The sequence below is a fragment of the Lapidilactobacillus salsurivasis genome (assembly GCF_054785215.1).
On the sequence record NZ_BAAABI010000011.1, the window covers coordinates 62515 to 77198 of the forward strand.

General features: G+C 49.9%; 16 protein-coding genes and 1 pseudogene. 10 read left to right on the forward strand and 7 right to left on the reverse strand.

The features are described from left to right. Window positions 1-177: 177 nt before the first annotated feature. Window positions 178-339, forward strand: a complete 162-nt coding sequence (locus ACYVSB_RS11225) for a hypothetical protein (RefSeq protein WP_461219441.1) — start codon at window positions 178-180, stop codon at window positions 337-339. Window positions 340-1369: 1030 nt separating this feature from the next. On the opposite strand, the gene asnB is transcribed toward ACYVSB_RS11225, so the two are convergent. Next, on the reverse strand, window positions 1370-3331 hold the full coding sequence (gene asnB, locus ACYVSB_RS11230; RefSeq protein WP_461219442.1) for an asparagine synthase (glutamine-hydrolyzing): 1962 nt from the start codon (window positions 3329-3331) through the stop codon (window positions 1370-1372). 794 nt (window positions 3332-4125) lie between these two features. Further along, complete coding sequence (locus tag ACYVSB_RS11235; protein WP_461219443.1) at window positions 4126-4335, reverse strand: DUF2187 domain-containing protein; 210 nt, start codon at window positions 4333-4335, stop codon at window positions 4126-4128. Between the two features lie 115 nt (window positions 4336-4450). Between ACYVSB_RS11235 and ACYVSB_RS11240 the strand changes: the two genes are divergently transcribed. The 3 genes from ACYVSB_RS11240 to ACYVSB_RS11250 all read left to right on the forward strand — a co-directional run bounded on the left by ACYVSB_RS11240 (window position 4451) and on the right by ACYVSB_RS11250 (window position 6197). Further along, window positions 4451-5014 (forward strand): guanylate kinase, encoded by a 564-nt coding sequence (locus ACYVSB_RS11240; protein WP_461219444.1) that lies wholly within the window; start codon window positions 4451-4453, stop codon window positions 5012-5014. A 704-nt stretch (window positions 5015-5718) separates the two neighbouring features. After that, a complete protein-coding gene (locus ACYVSB_RS11245; protein ID WP_461219445.1) occupies window positions 5719-5892 on the forward strand; it encodes a hypothetical protein in 174 nt (57 codons plus the stop codon). Then, on the forward strand, window positions 5856-6197 hold the full coding sequence (locus ACYVSB_RS11250) for a hypothetical protein (RefSeq protein ID WP_461219446.1): 342 nt from the start codon (window positions 5856-5858) through the stop codon (window positions 6195-6197). The genes ACYVSB_RS11245 and ACYVSB_RS11250 overlap by 37 nt, the downstream gene beginning before the upstream one ends. Before the next feature lie 5 nt (window positions 6198-6202). On the opposite strand, the gene ACYVSB_RS11255 is transcribed toward ACYVSB_RS11250, so the two are convergent. Continuing rightward, entirely contained in the window at window positions 6203-7504 is a 1302-nt protein-coding gene (locus ACYVSB_RS11255) for a pyrimidine-nucleoside phosphorylase (RefSeq protein ID WP_461219447.1), read from the reverse strand. Window positions 7505-7770: 266 nt separating this feature from the next. On the opposite strand from ACYVSB_RS11255, the gene add reads away from it, so the two are divergent. Then, complete coding sequence (gene add, locus ACYVSB_RS11260) at window positions 7771-8790, forward strand: adenosine deaminase (protein ID WP_461219448.1); 1020 nt, start codon at window positions 7771-7773, stop codon at window positions 8788-8790. On the opposite strand, the gene ACYVSB_RS11265 is transcribed toward add, so the two are convergent. Further along, complete coding sequence (locus tag ACYVSB_RS11265; RefSeq protein WP_461219449.1) at window positions 8779-9075, reverse strand: hypothetical protein; 297 nt, start codon at window positions 9073-9075, stop codon at window positions 8779-8781. The two genes, add and ACYVSB_RS11265, sit on opposite strands and share 12 nt — an antisense overlap. Before the next feature lie 188 nt (window positions 9076-9263). Here ACYVSB_RS11265 and ACYVSB_RS11270 point away from each other — a divergent pair, with 188 nt between their 5' ends. The 3 genes from ACYVSB_RS11270 (at window position 9264) to ACYVSB_RS11280 (ending at window position 10963) form a co-directional block, all read left to right on the forward strand. After that, entirely contained in the window at window positions 9264-9488 is a 225-nt protein-coding gene (locus ACYVSB_RS11270) for a hypothetical protein (RefSeq protein ID WP_461219450.1), read from the forward strand. Beyond that, on the forward strand, window positions 9463-9615 hold the full coding sequence (locus ACYVSB_RS11275) for a hypothetical protein (RefSeq protein ID WP_461219451.1): 153 nt from the start codon (window positions 9463-9465) through the stop codon (window positions 9613-9615). The genes ACYVSB_RS11270 and ACYVSB_RS11275 overlap by 26 nt, the downstream gene beginning before the upstream one ends. A gap of 85 nt (window positions 9616-9700) precedes the next feature. Next, complete coding sequence (locus ACYVSB_RS11280; protein WP_461219452.1) at window positions 9701-10963, forward strand: carboxylate--amine ligase; 1263 nt, start codon at window positions 9701-9703, stop codon at window positions 10961-10963. 36 nt (window positions 10964-10999) lie between these two features. On the opposite strand, the gene ACYVSB_RS11285 is transcribed toward ACYVSB_RS11280, so the two are convergent. After that, window positions 11000-11299: a hypothetical protein gene (locus ACYVSB_RS11285; protein WP_461219453.1), complete on the reverse strand. Its 300-nt coding sequence runs from the start codon at window positions 11297-11299 to the stop codon at window positions 11000-11002. 167 nt (window positions 11300-11466) lie between these two features. On the opposite strand from ACYVSB_RS11285, the gene ACYVSB_RS11290 reads away from it, so the two are divergent. Beyond that, complete coding sequence (locus tag ACYVSB_RS11290) at window positions 11467-11943, forward strand: hypothetical protein (protein WP_461219454.1); 477 nt, start codon at window positions 11467-11469, stop codon at window positions 11941-11943. Between the two features lie 17 nt (window positions 11944-11960). Further along, window positions 11961-12479: a universal stress protein gene (locus ACYVSB_RS11295; protein WP_461219455.1), complete on the forward strand. Its 519-nt coding sequence runs from the start codon at window positions 11961-11963 to the stop codon at window positions 12477-12479. A gap of 319 nt (window positions 12480-12798) precedes the next feature. Here the strand turns inward: ACYVSB_RS11295 and ACYVSB_RS11300 are convergent. Beyond that, window positions 12799-13806: pseudogene (locus ACYVSB_RS11300) on the reverse strand (AI-2E family transporter); the annotation flags it as partial. A gap of 282 nt (window positions 13807-14088) precedes the next feature. Beyond that, entirely contained in the window at window positions 14089-14229 is a 141-nt protein-coding gene (locus tag ACYVSB_RS11305) for a hypothetical protein (RefSeq protein WP_461219456.1), read from the reverse strand. Between the last annotated feature and the right edge of the window lie 455 nt (window positions 14230-14684).

The window sequence follows — 14684 nt, forward strand, 5'->3', positions numbered from 1 at the left end:
TCAACGATCAAAGCAACGCCCCCTGATTTACCATTTGCTGGCAGGGCAGTCAGGCAACATCATGAATTCGAACAAAGTGGCAGGGATCTCTCGGTTTACGCCAGCAACTTTGCCCCGCAAAAAAATAATTTATGGTCGTTAACCCATCAATCACACTGATTCAGTAAAAAATGAAGCGTGCAGCTCAGCCTTCCCGGTGTCGCCAAGATAAAACTGGAAACCACGAACCGAGGTCGTCAATTGTGTAGCACTTCATCAATTGGCCATAGCTTGTCAGTCAGTGAGAGTGCTCAAACGGCTGTTAAAACGTTGAGCGGCTGGAGCGGAGCGTGGCGTTGAAACGTGCTCCACACAACTGACTTCTGCGCTTAACTACGCTAGGCTTCTGGAGGCTAAGACCAGCCTCCAAAAGCCTAGCTAGGTTAATGCTCAAAGTCAACCCGTTGTGTTTCGCACTCTGGCGTTGGTGGATCGTTTGTTTGTTGGCGGAAGGTCGGGCTGGGGGGTGAGTCAGCCGCGACATTATTGTTGGCGATTTATCGCCTACAATAAGGCCGAGCTTGAAGCTTTTCGGCGGGTTTCCGAAAAGCTTCAAGTCGTGCCCGCTGCGTTCCACCACCCCCAGCCCGACCTGGAGCCTTACCACATCTGACAACCACCAACGCCACGCGCAGCGCAAGCTGCGGTCGTGATAGAAACGTGATCGCCGCCCCAGCGCTTTCCGCTTAGCTACGCCATTGTTCCGGAAGCAAGGTGCGCTTCCAAAACAATGGCTAGGCTAATGCTCAAGCGCTACCCGGGGCGGCTCACACTCTGATTCGAAACGTGATCGCCAGCCCAGCTTCTTGCGCTTAACTACGCCAGGCTTCCGGAGGCAAAGTTCAGCCTCCAAAATCCTGGCTAGGTTAATGCTCAGAAGCTACCCGGGGTGGCTCACACTCTGATTCGAAACGTGTTCATAGTTTCTTCAATTTTTTATCGCCTAAGTAGCACAATTTGAGCAAAGGCAAGTCAAACATTCAGGTTATAGTTATTAACATAGAAAGCAAAGGAAAACCTCAAACACTTGCCCGGTGTGCGAGCGGACCTTGCAATCTATCAACTCCAAGACAAATCTTAAACTTAAATCTGATCATTGATTGCCCGTCAATGATCAGCGGCGTTCAGTGGTTGCCCGCCACAATATGCCAGTTGGCACACTTGCCCGGTGTCGCTAACAAACCAAATTTTTCTTCATTTTTACTCCTCCCCTTTAAAAAAAGTGAGCGCACATCTTGCCCGGATGTGCACTCACTTTTTTCTTTGGCTAGCAGCGAATCTATTAGTGCCGCGGTTGCGGAGCGGCTGTTAGTTGATCATGGTACGCAGCTCAGTTAGTCAGCTTGCCACTGTCCATCAGCGCCTGGACTTCCGGCTGAACATGGCTGTATTTCGCCAGCGTGTTGTCAAAGTCGCGGAAGTACAGTTGGTACCAAACGAGGAAGGTGTAGATCGTCCAAACTTGGCGGCGCGCGTCGATGCGGCCGGTGTAGTTATCGACGAGGAGGGTGATGATTTGATCCCGGTCGAAGAACTCGCGGACCCAATCCTCGTTAAATAATGCCTTGACTTGCTGAAAATATTTCTCTTCGCGGAGCCACGTCTTGATCGGTACTGGAAAGCCCAGTTTAGGGCGGGTGGCCCAGTCCTCCGGCAAATGACGCGCCGCCGCTTGCCGGAAGATATCTTTGGTATCATTCTTAGTCAAGAGGAGGTCGGAGGGAATTGAATTAGCCAATTCAGCAACCTTCTTATCCAGGAAAGGCACACGTAGCTCCAGCGAGTGCGCCATAGAAATTTTATCGGCTTTTTGTAAAATATCATTCAACATGAAGTGATGTAAGTCGATATACTGCATTTGCTTGACAGCCTCGGCGTTCGCGACTTTGCGGAAGTCTTCGCGATAGTTGTCATGGATATTGGCGTCGTTGCGGAAAGGGGCACACAAGACCTGATTGGCCTGTTTGCTGGTGAAGATCGTTGGTTGGTCGGGATCATAAATCACCGATTCACCCACATAATAAGCGGATGGCTCGGCGGTATGGGTGTACAAGTGCGTTTTGCCGGGGAAATTAGGCATCTTCTTGATGCCGTGGGCCAGCCGGGTCCGCGCCGCCAGTGGCAGTTTGCTCAAGCCGTTGGCGAAAACCTTGATCATTTGGTGGTGTGAGTGCATGCCATAATTGACATAACCGGCAAAAAGTTCATCCGCGCCTTCTCCAGAAAGCGCGACGGTGACCTTCTTGCGGGCGAGGCGGCAAAGATACCACAGCGGGATCAGTGAGGGATTGCCATCAGGTTCATCCATGTGGTACTGCATTTCCGCAAAGTCATGGAAGGCCTCGTCAGCGTTGACCGTCGTTTCGTTGAAATGGAGTCCCTCGGCATCAGATAAGGCTTTGGCTGCACTAGCTTCGTTGTAGGGACCATTGTCGAAATTCACACTGAAGACCTCTTTAGGGCGCAACAGCGTGGTAATATAACTGGAATCGACGCCTTCGGACAGGAAACTACCAACGGGCACATCCGCGATATTGTGCATTTTGACGGATTCCGCCACGGTTTCATCAATCGCTTTGACCGTGTCTTCTGGTGTGCGGTTATAGTCGATGTCATATTTCGCGTCCCAATATTCGTGCAGCTTGGTGTGCTGGTCATGTCGTTCGAACCAATGTCCAGCAGGGAAGCGATAGACATTTTTGAAGAAAGTTTCAGGGAGATCATTGTATTGGTTCATTAAATAGGATTTCAGCGCATCCTTGTTCAGTTCCTTTTTGAAATTTGGGTGCTTCAAAAAGGCCTTGATCTCAGAACCGATGATAAAAGTCGTGCCATTATCGTAATAATACAGGGGTTTGATCCCGAAGAAATCCCGGGCGCCATAAAGGGTCTGTTTGTTGTCGTCCCAAATCAAATAAGCAAACATGCCCCGGACCCGCTTCAACGTCCCGGCCATGCCCCATTCTTCATAACCGTGGAGCAAGACCTCGGTGTCCGCCTTGGTTTTGAACACGTGGCCCGCCGCCAATAGTTCCGTCCGTAAATGTTGATAATTATAGATCTCACCGTTAAAAGTGATCATGATCGTGCCATCTTCATTGGAAATTGGCTGCCCACCGCCTTGAAGATCAATGATACTTAGCCGACAGAAACCTAGCGCTACCTGGTCATTGAGATAGTGCCCGCCGCCTTTGATATTTGGCCCACGATGGCGAATCATCTCCATCATATCCTCGATCACTGCCCGCTTGTCAGTAATCGTTGTGTCGTCAAATGCTATAATTCCACACATGTTATCTCCTTAATGTCTGCTTAATGCACAACCCTGCGTGCTCTGCCCAGTTGACTTACTTATTTTCTGAAAAACAGTTTGAGATTCTGCTCGCCTTTCATTTTAACAGCAGTTTGGCGGAAAGTTAATCAGTAGTGCTCGTAAGATTTATTTAAGCTTTCACTGGATCGCCAGAGGAAAAGTTTTGGCGGCGCGGTCGGCTCGCCGCGTTTAACCGAGGTGCAGTTAAGCAGCCATACTTTTAAGTACGCCAACGCGTTCCGTTTCCCCTAAAATAAATGAAATCAATCAATCGTTTTACCAGAACCGAAGTGCCAGGTTCATTTTTCCCAAGTGAAAACATGTCGTCTTGATGGCAACAGCTAAATTTCCACGCTCCTGCTTGATCGCCGCTGCTAAACCCAAAAAATCGGGCGCGCAACAAAGCAATCGAGAGCTACTCCCAACTATCAAGCATGGCACTTATGATTAAAAAACACAAGCGAAATTTGTGGAAAAATCTGCATCTGCGCCAGAATCGACTATGACGGGCGGCGTGATTGGCAGCGTGGAAATTTGCCAAAAGATTTCCATGATCGACGCGCAAAACGGGGGCAAAATTCGGTATAATGAACCTAATCACCATTTTCTTAGTTTTGCGGGGGCGTTTCCCCTAAATCCAACCACGAAAAAAAGACCGACTCCACAGAAGCGGGGCAGTCTTGCTTGGTTGACGTTGTGACTTAACGCGTTAGGCACGCGCAGCAAAGCGTTCGCCCTTCAGTGGCTTGACGGTCACGGTCGGGACGCGGGCACTAGGCGATCGCGGATAATTGCTTGCAGTTAACGACAATGCGATTGTTCAACTCATAAACATTTTCATTATCGCGCTCGTCATGTTCAATAATATGAAGCAGCACCGCGTGTTCGTAGATTTTCTCAACTTCACCAGTGAAGTGATAACCCATATCTTCCTTGACTTGGCATTTGAATTGATCGCCAATCTTGATCGCTGTGATTTCCATGCAGCTGCCTCATTTCGTTTTATTTTTTTGGAAAAATTTGCCGATCGAGTCTGGATGCTTGATCATCGAACCAACCATCATGAGACCAAAACTTAAAAGGAGTATCGATGTTGCAATGAACACGAACAAATTATTGATCATCACCGGCGCCTCCGGTACAGGCAAAACCACCGTCAGCAATTACTTGCGCGACACTTATGGCATTACCCGCGTCATCACCCACACCACCCGTCCGCCGCGCGCTAATGAAGTGGATGGCCGCGATTACTATTTTGAGACCGAGGCCAGTTTCGTTCAGAACCACTATATTGAATCGGTTAGCTACGCGGGTTATCATTATGGCTCTTCCCGGGAAGCCTTGCAGCGGGCGTGGCAACAGCGGCGGTTGGTCAGTCTGATCTTGGACACCAAGGGGGCAGAGTCTTATGCCCAGGTGATGCCACAACAGCTGATCGTGCTGTATTTGGCGATTTCCGATCCGGAAATCCTCAAGGAACGCATAGAAAGACGCGGCGATGCGCCGGCAACGATCAAGCAACGATTGGCCAGCGCCGAATCGCAGCGGGATCTGCAGGTACCAGCAGCGTTGCAGCCCCTGGCACATGTGATCGTCAATGATCATTGGGCCAGCACGAAGGCCGCCGTCGATCAACTGCTCAAAAACGAATTGTGTCAGTGATCATCAATATCCGGTGTTCAGGATATTAGCCCTGAGTATAGCATAATTGTGCAGCGAGGCGCAAAACTATTTGCGCCTTTTTTGTGAAAAAAATTATCGAAAATGCGGAAATTCCTGCGGTTGTTAATGCTCGAATTTGGCCAACAATTCGCAGCGCTTCCTGAGCTAATAGTTGAGTGGAGAGACAGTGGCTACCAATTTCTATCATGCCAGCGGCAACATATCCAGTTAAACACGCTCGCTGACTAACTAACTGTGTTCAATTGATGAGATATTACCCAATTGACGGCCGTTAGTGGAAAGCGCAGTTTAATAATTGGCCAATAAAAGATGGGTCTAGAATTTTTGGTGTTGAAAGATGGTTTCACACCAGGAGTTCTAGACTTTTTTGATGACAAAAAGATCCTGCTCTGGAAGAGAGAGCAGGATCTGCTTTATTCAAAATGTGCTGCGCGCAATTGACCGCTGCGTTTAACTACGCTAGGCTAATGCTAATAGTCGACCCATTCTCGCTGCGCATTTGTTGCGGGCCGTGCTGCATCATCAACTGATGTGGATTAGTTAGTTGGCACAGGTTGTCTTGGTTAAACATCTTTACCTGCTCCTTAGCCAATTCCCGAAGAAACCGATCGATTCAGCTGATTCATCAGGAACTTGACCTAGTTGATCAAACAGACTGCACTGGTGTCACCAATTTAAAACTGGTGACCACTAACCACGGTCGTCAATTGCGTGGCTCCGCATCAAGTAGCAATAGCCTGCCAAATGGCGTGAGTGCTCAAACGACTGTTAAAACGTTGAGCGGCTGGAGCGGAGAAATTCGGAGTGAGATCGCCGTGAAATGGCTGAGAGTGCGAGCCGACCTGGGCAGCTTCTGAGCATTAGCCTAGCAACTATTTTGGAGGCTGGGCTTTGCCTCCGGAATAGTTGCGTAGCTAAGCGGAAGAAGCTAGGTCGGCGAACACGTTTAGCGGCTTTGCCGCTTAGGACAAGGCCTGATTTTGAGACAAGCCGCGCACTTTGCGGATTGGCTCAAAACAGCGCCCACAGCGAGCTCACCCCGAATTTCGTAGCGCAAGCTGCGGGCATAATTGAAACGTGCTCACCACCCCAGTGCATAAGCATTAGCCGGGATGGTGAGCACTCTTTTTTGAATCGTGTTGTATGCGTACCTTTTATTTGAATAGGTTATTTAACGATCTCGTGGATCAAAGCTGGGATCTCAGGCTTGTCTGCGCCGATCTCAATGCTGTTGAGCACTTGATCTTGAACCTCTTGTGGCGCTGGCGCGTTCAAATACAGGGTGGCTAAAGCTTCACCCACGACAACTTGATCGCCAATCTTCTTATGCAAAACGATGCCGACTGCAGGATCGACTAAATCGGTCTTCTTGGCCCGGCCGCCGCCGATCTTCATTGAGGCGATGCCCAAATCGTTGGTTTGCATGCCCACCACGTAGCCAGCGCTTTTGGCGGTAATGTCCAACGTGGAGAGCGCTTGTGGTAATTTCTCAGGGTGATCGACGATGTCCGCGTCGCCGCCTTGATCACGAATCAATTGGCGGAAGGCTTCTAAAGCACTGCCGTCCGCGATCCGCGCTTGCAGAATTTCCCGCGCCGCCGCAGTATCAGGGCTAATGCCAGCCAGAACCAACATTTCCGCGCCTAAAACCAGCGTCAATTCGGTGACGTCTTCAGGACCTTCGCCGCGGAGCACATCAATGGATTCCTTGATTTCCAAGGCATTACCAATGGTGTAGCCCAGTGGTTGGTTCATGTCGGTCAAATACGCGACACATGGGACCCCATTTTGTTTGCCGATCGCCACCAAAGTTTCGGCCAATTTCTTCGCTTGCGCTTCAGTCTTCATGAAGGCGCCATTGCCGGATTTCACGTCCAGCACCAGCGCGTTGGTGCCAGAAGCCAATTTCTTACTCATGATCGAGCTGGCAATCAACGGAATCGATTCAACTGTGCTGGTCACATCGCGCAACGCATAAATCTTGCGGTCAGCTGGCGCCACATCAGTACTTGCGCTGACGATGGCGGTGCCATGATCTTGCACCTGCTTGATGAACTGCTCAACCGTTTCGTCCACGTTGAAGTTAGGAATCGCCTCCAACTTGTCCAAGGTCCCGCCAGTGTGACCCAAGCCACGACCAGAGATCATCGGATTCTTCGCGCCGGCTGCCGCCACTAACGGCGCCAGAGGAATACTGATCTTGTCGCCGACACCACCGGTAGAGTGCTTATCGACCTTGATGCCTGCAATCATGCTTAAGTCCAGCACTTCGCCGGAATCCAGCATTGTTTTGGCTAAAGTCGCGATTTCATCGTCTTCCATCCCTTTCAAATAAATCGCCATCAAGAGGGCGCTCATTTGATAATCGGGAATCGACCCATCCGTGTAACCTGTAATAATAAATTGAATTTCCGCTGTGGATAACTTCCCGCCATCACGTTTCTTGGCGATCATATCGACCATTCGCATAGAAAAATACCTCCTCATGTCTAGTTGCTGCTACCTGACCCCATTTTAACATAGCTCGTTTAACGCGGAAACATTTTCTCAAAATCCGAACAATGCCGTCGCCGCAACCGTGAAAACCGGGCTAAGATTAGGGTGAGCCTCTTCATTGTACCACCAAGATTAAGCGCTGTCATTGCCGTTACGATAACTTTTTTTCTAAAATGGCGTTGCAGTTTCTGATGAAAACGGTTATTGTTGAAGCAACAATTGGAAAATGAGGTGGTTAGATGTTAACAGAAACTGAATTACACGCATTGAAGAAAGTGGAGCTGCATTGCCATTTGGACGGCTCGCTGCCACTGCCCACCATCCATCGACTGGCCGCTATGGCGCACCTTTACCTGCCACAGGATGATCAAGAATTACGGAAACTGGTTAGTGTCACGGAAGACGCGAAGGATTTAATGGATTACCTGCGCCGCTTCGACGTGGTCCTACCCTTGCTTCAAACCGCGCCGGCGCTAGAATTGGCAGCGCATGACTTGATTGGCCAGTGTGCCGCTGAAAATGTTCGCTACATCGAAGTCCGCTACGCTCCGGATCTCACCACCGAACAAGGCTTGACCGTGACAGAAAGCATCGAGGCCGTCTTGCGCGGCTTAGCGCAAGGCCGCGCCGAGTTCGGGGTGGATTCCGGTTTGCTGGTCTGCGCCATGCGCCAATTCCCGCTGGCTCAAGGCGAGAGAATGTTCGACCAAGCTTTACCATACCTAGGACAAGGCTTAGTTGGTGGCGACTTCGCCGGCGATGAAGCCGGTTTTGGCACCGAGACCATCACCCCTGCTATTAAATACGCAGAAGGCTTGGATTTACCCTTAACCGTCCACGCCGGTGAAAGCCACTGCGCCCACAACGTGATTGCCGCCTTAGCCCTGCAGATCCGCCGCATCGGCCATGGCGTCGCGTTAGCCGGCCATCCCGATTTTCAAAAAACTTTCGCCCAAGCTGGCGCGACCATTGAAATGTGCTTGACCAGCAATTTGCAGACCAAGGCGATCAGTGACGTGGCTCATTATCCCGTCGCCGAATTTCTAGCCGCGGGCATGAAAATCACGATCAACACAGATAATCGCACGGTTTCTAACACAGATCTGACCAAAGAATACGGGTTATGGCAACAGTATTTTGGCATCACCAAGGCCCAGTTCTTACAGTTCAATCTCAACGCGATCAACGCCGCCTACTGTCCGCCGGCGGTTCGCGAGCAGGTTGTCGCGGAGTTGCAGGCTGACTATTCAGGCAAGTAATGCAGGAAATATTTTTGGTCGCTTGATTGCAGGTGTGCTGGGGTGTGGATGTGAACGCAACCGCCTCAGGACGTTTGTCGTGGCTGGAACGCGGTGGGCACTGTTTTGAGCCAATCCGCAAAAACCGCGGCTTGTCTCAAAATCAGGCCTTATTCTAAGCGATAAATCGCTAAGAATAATCTCACCGCTGAGCCACACGTCCTGAGGCGGTTGCTGAACAGAATCGAGCTTATCTGCATTCGAAGTTGAGTATCTGACAAAGTGCGTTTGCAAGCTAGAGGTCAAACAAATTGTCTACTTTTGAGGTGGTACGGTAATGTCAACGGATTTGGATTAGGAGGTGGGGACATTTTGCTTTGGTTGGACATCTTTACCTACTTCCTAGATACTCCTTGGTTGAAAACCGACCGATTCAGTGGATTCATCAATAACTTGCCTCAGTTCATCAGACAGACTGTACTGGTGTCACCAATTTGAAACTGGTGACCACCAACCACGGTCGTCAAGTGCGTGGCTCCCCATCAATTGGCAATAGCTTGCTATTCGGCGTGAGTGCTCAAACGGCTGCTATAACGTTGAGCGGCTGGAGCGGAGAAATTCGGGGTGAGATCGCCGTGTCGTTATTCTTAGCGGCTTTGCCGCTTAGAATAAGGCTCAGCTTTGAGATTTTCGGTGGGTTTCCGAAAAGCTCAAAGTGACGCCCACAGCGAGCTCACCCCGAATTTCGCAGCGCAAGCTGCGGACATCCTACTTTTGCCAGCCCAGCCCAAGTCGTTGGCAAGTTTACCAACCCAAGCACCAAAGCAGTGCGGAAATCAAAACTAGTTTTGTCATTAAGGACTGTTTATAGTAAAATATAGAATTGATACAGTTTTTTTGGTCAAATTTTAAGGGAATGAAGTGTAATTTGATGACAATGCCAGAATTCACGCCACTGCTACTTGGGAGTGACATCAACGTTTACGGGATGGCGCGCTCGTTCAATGAACTTTACGGGCGCAAGGTGAAAGCAATTGCCGGCGTTCAGTTCGCGCCAACGAGATATAGCAAGATCATCGACCTTGATCTGCGGCCCGGGTTCAACGAGGACCCAGTTTTCATTCAGGAAATGCGCAAAATTGCCCAAGAATATGCGAACCATCCGGAGCCGGTTATTTTGGTTTCCTGTAGTGATGGCTACACGGAATTGATCGCGAAGCACAAGGACGAGCTCAGTGAAACTTTTGTCTGCCCTTATGTGGACTACGATTTACTCAAAGAATTGAATAACAAGGAAAGTTTCTACAAAATTGCCGAGGAGCATGGGCTGCCCCATCCACAGACGCAAATCATCACCAAAGCGGATTATCAGGCGGGTCCAGTGGCGCAGCCGTTTGCCTATCCGGTAGCGCTGAAGCCAGCCAACAGTGTGGAATGGCTGGATATTCATTTTGAAGGGCGCAAGAAGGCCTTCACGATCCATTCAGACAGTGAATTCCAGGAAATCGTCGGCAAAATCTACGATAATGGCTATACCTCTGCTTTGATTTTGCAAGATTTCATTCCGGGCGATGATTCCAACATGCGCGTGCTCAACGCTTATGTGGATCAACATCATCATGTTAAAATGATGTGTTTGGGGCACCCACTGCTGGAGGATCCGACGCCGCAAGCAATCGGTAATTATGTGGCGATCATGCCAGAATACAATCAGGATCTGTACGAAATCGTGCAACGTTTCTTAGAAGAAATCAACTACGTGGGTTTTGCCAATTTCGACTTGAAATTTGACGCCCGCGACCAGCAGTTCAAGTTCTTCGAGATCAATCTGCGCCAGGGCCGGAGCAGTTTCTACGTGACCTTGAATGGCTATAATTTGGCCCAGTATTATGTGCGTGATTACGTGACCCAGGATCTGGACGACGATCCCATCGTGTATGGCAACAAAAATAAGGCCCAACAGAAATTGTGGTTAGGCGTGCCCGCGAAGATCTTCAAGAAATATGCGGTCGACAACGACATCAAACAGGCCGCGCTGGAGTTGTTACGCCAAGAACGTTGGGGCACAACGCTCTTCTATCGCCCTGACTTGAGTTTGAAACGCCGTACCCTTTTGTGGTACATGGATCACAACTACGTGAAGCGGTTCGCCGCTTATTTCGAGGTCAATAAGGGCCGCGATTTCAAGAAATAGCTTCAGGTCAACGTTTGCTCTAGGAAAAATAACCAGTTAAATCGCGTCAGTTTCAATTTTGGTCTCACTCACTAAAATTGGAACTGGCGTGATTTTTTTGTCGGCGCGGGTGTTGATCTGCGCCGAATTAGGTGTTGGGGTTCTATTCTTGATCTTGTGCTTGATTGCGAGTGGGGGTGGGTTTGGATGGGAACGCAACCGCCTCAGGACGTTTGTCGTGGCTGGAACGCGGTGGGCATCGTTTGAAGCCAATCCGCAAAGTGCGCGGCTTGTCTTAAAATCGAGCCTTATTCTAAGCGATAAATCGCTAAGAATAATCTCACCGCTGAGCCACACGTCCTGAGGCGGTTGCTAGGCAGAATTGAGCCGATCTGCAATTGAGACGAAGGATTTGACGAAGTACTTTTGCAAGTGTGGTGGTACGGCAATGCCAACGGATTTGGATTGGTTGGTCGGTACAGTTTGCATCGGTTGGACAGCTTAACCCGTTCCCCAAACAATCCGTGGGTGGAAACCGACCAATTCAGCTGATTCATCAAGAACTTGACTTAGTTCATCTGACAGACTGTACTGGTGTCACCCATTTAAAGCTGGTAACCACTAACCACGGTCGTCAATTGCGTGGCCCCACATCAATTGGCAACAGCTTACCAGTCGGCGTGGGTGCTCAAACGGCTGTTAAAACGTTGAGCGGCTGGAGCGGAGAAATTCGGGGTGAGATTGCCGTGAAATTGTCCTTAGCGGCTCTGCCGCTTAGGACAAGGCCTGATTTTGAGACAAGCCGCGTCCTTTGCGGATTGGCTCAAAATAGCGCCCACAGCGAGCTCACCCCGAATTTCGCAGCGCAAGCTGCGGTCATCATACTTTTGTTTGCACAAGCTGCGGCCAACCTGCTTTTGTCAACCAAGTCCAGCGGCCAACATTGGAACATACACAACCAAGTTATTGGTAGCCCCATTTTCCGGAAAGCAGTATACTAGACCCGGAGGTGAGTGTTATGGAAGATTTAGCGTCATATCAAGTTGGTACCATGCACTATTCGAGAATTCTGATCGCGGTGGATGATGATGATTTCATTTCGTCGCGGCGGGCCTTTGACTATGCTTGCACCGTCGCCAAGATCTACAACATTCCTTTGGGCGTGGCGATGGTTTTGGAAACTGGTGATATGAACGTGTTTCAATCATTGTCGCCAGAGACACTCAGCGATTGGCGGGAAAACATTACCCGCGATCTAAATACTTATTGCGAGAAGGCCCGGGAGTTTGGCGTGCTTGATGTTCAGCCCCTGCTGGCGGAAGGAAATCCTGGACGGGAGATCGCCGAGAAATTGATTCCTTCTTTTAAGCCGGATTTATTGGTAATCGGTTCCGAAACGAAAAGTGGTCGGCGCAAAACATTAGGCACCCACGCGGCCTACTTAGCGCGTTATGCGTCGTGTTCGGTCATCATTGTGCGTTCCGATGCGCAAAGTGCGGCCATGATTCATGACATCAAACACGATACGGCTAAATAAGTGGGGCTTGGCTTGATCATCAGATTTAGCAACACAAGACCGGTGATTGGACGTGGTTCGGCTAAATTTTTAAGCTCAAAATTCGGCCAGTAAAAAACGGTTGATGACGAATGATCCCAATGAAAAATCCTGACACAGTTGTATATGTGTCAGGACTTTTTTATGATTTATCGGAATTTTGTGTTGTTGTGGTTGGCGCCTTCGCTGACGCAGGGGCGGCTGCTTCCGGTGGTGTCGGCGAATCAGTGGGATTGGGGACATCAGGTTTTCCTGTTTTGGTTGCAGCAGCTGAATCCGGTGTTTTCGGCGTGGTGGGGTTGCCGGGGATTTTCTTGACGCCGATGATGTCGAGGAAGAAGGTGAACACGGGGATGCCGATGATCAGGCCCCATGTGCCCCAGAGGCGCTCGCCCACGAGAAGCACGACAAAGGTGAAGAAGACGGGGATCTTGGTGCGGCTGCTCATGAACTTGGGATTGAGGACGTAGGCTTCCAGCGCGTGGATGATCAAAATCATGATCAGAATCGTCACGATGCCGCGAAAACCCTCAACGGTATAGGCGACAATCGACAGAGGAATCACGGAAATAATCGCGCCGGCGACGGGGATCAGGGAGAGGATGAACACCATCAAGGCCAGCCCCGGGATGTTAGGCATTTTCATGAAAATCAACGTGACGGTGGTGATCAGGGTGTTGACCACGGCAATAAAAATTTGCGCCTCAATAACCACGCCGAATGTGTTGATGAATTTATCCGCGAAGAATTTCAAATCGGCGAAATACCAACCAAAAGGTGAGTCGAGGAAGCTTTTCCCGAAGTCTTTCAACTCGTCGATGCCCACACTGAAGAAGAAACTCAGGATCAACGACAAAATCACGGTCACGCCCATGGCGGTAATGCTGCCGGCGTATTCCAAAATCGTGGTGATCCCGGCTTGTAGCTGGCTTTTCAGATTGGTCTCGTTGATCGATTTTAGCAGCCATTGGATCGTTTGATTATGGGCGAATTCGTCGCTGTTGTAGAAATTTACGACCAGGTTGTAGAGGTGCGCGGTTTGCTTGGCGATGCCGGGCAAATAATGGACGATGGTGTAGGATAGGCCAGCGACGATCAGAATGTAAAGCGGCGCGACCACCAGCCAAGCGGGAACTTTGCCCAACCGGCGGGCGAAATTGATCGCCCGGGTGACTAGAAAAGCGAAGATAAACGTGAGTAAAATCAGACTCATGATCCCCCGCGCCAACCACAGCAACAAGAAGATGCTGAATAAAACCACGGTGCGGCGGAGTTTGATGTTTCCGATGAAACGGTTGTAAATTGACATAACGCGCCCCCTAATGACGGAATCATTATAACATGGACTGGGCCCGCGCGGGTCGTCTAATATTGGCTACAGTTTGTGCCGGCGACTTGACAAAAAGTAGGTTGGCCGCGGCTTGCGCTGCGCGTGGCGTTGGTGGTGAACGAATGTGGCGGGGCTCCAGGTCGGGCTGGGGGTGGTGGAACGCTGCGGGCACGATTTTGAGCTTTTCGGAAGTACGCCGAAAATCTCAAAACTCGGCCTTATTGTAGGCGATAAATCGCCAACAATAATATCGCGGCTGACTCACCCCCAGCCCGACCTTCCGCCTGACGAACAAACAGCCCACCAACACCACGCTCCGCTCCAGCCGCTCAACGTTATAACAGTCGCTTGAGTACTCACGCCGACTGATAAGCTATCGTCAATTGATGGGGAACCACGCAATTGACGACCGTGGCTAGTGGGTACAAGCTTTAAATTGGTGACACCAGTGCAACCAGCTTGATGAACTAGGACATGATCTTGATGAATCAGTTGAATCGGTCGTCACTCAAGAATTATTTAGGAAACAGGTAAAGATATTCAACCAATGCAAACGGTACCAGCCAACTAATCCCAATCAGTTGATGTTGCATTATCACCAAAAAAGTTGGCAATTGTTTGGCCTCAAACTTGCAAAACCACTTCGTCAGATATCCCACTTCGACTGCAGATATGCACATAGCTGCCTAGCAACCGCCTCAGGACGTGTGGCTCAGCGGTGAGATTATTCGGTTCTTTCTAACGTTTGGCGATTAAGGCTTATGCTGCACCATATTTCTCGATAAGTAGGATTCTCTCTTTTAATGATAAAAAACTACAGCGCCCATAAACAGCGCGTTTGATTGTTTTCGTGCGGT

Bases quoted from the DNA above. Each gene is read 5' to 3' on its own strand.
- ACYVSB_RS11255 (WP_461219447.1), bottom strand. From the start codon at position 7,504: ATGCGAATGGTCGATATGATCGCCAAGAAACGTGATGGCGGGAAGTTA.
- add (WP_461219448.1), top strand. From the start codon at position 7,771: ATGTTAACAGAAACTGAATTACACGCATTGAAGAAAGTGGAGCTGCAT.
- asnB (WP_461219442.1), bottom strand. From the start codon at position 3,331: ATGTGTGGAATTATAGCATTTGACGACACAACGATTACTGACAAGCGG.
- ACYVSB_RS11235 (WP_461219443.1), bottom strand. From the start codon at position 4,335: ATGGAAATCACAGCGATCAAGATTGGCGATCAATTCAAATGCCAAGTC.
- ACYVSB_RS11295 (WP_461219455.1), top strand. From the start codon at position 11,961: ATGGAAGATTTAGCGTCATATCAAGTTGGTACCATGCACTATTCGAGA.
- ACYVSB_RS11250 (WP_461219446.1), top strand. From the start codon at position 5,856: ATGGCTGAGAGTGCGAGCCGACCTGGGCAGCTTCTGAGCATTAGCCTA.
- ACYVSB_RS11280 (WP_461219452.1), top strand. From the start codon at position 9,701: ATGACAATGCCAGAATTCACGCCACTGCTACTTGGGAGTGACATCAAC.
- ACYVSB_RS11240 (WP_461219444.1), top strand. From the start codon at position 4,451: ATGAACACGAACAAATTATTGATCATCACCGGCGCCTCCGGTACAGGC.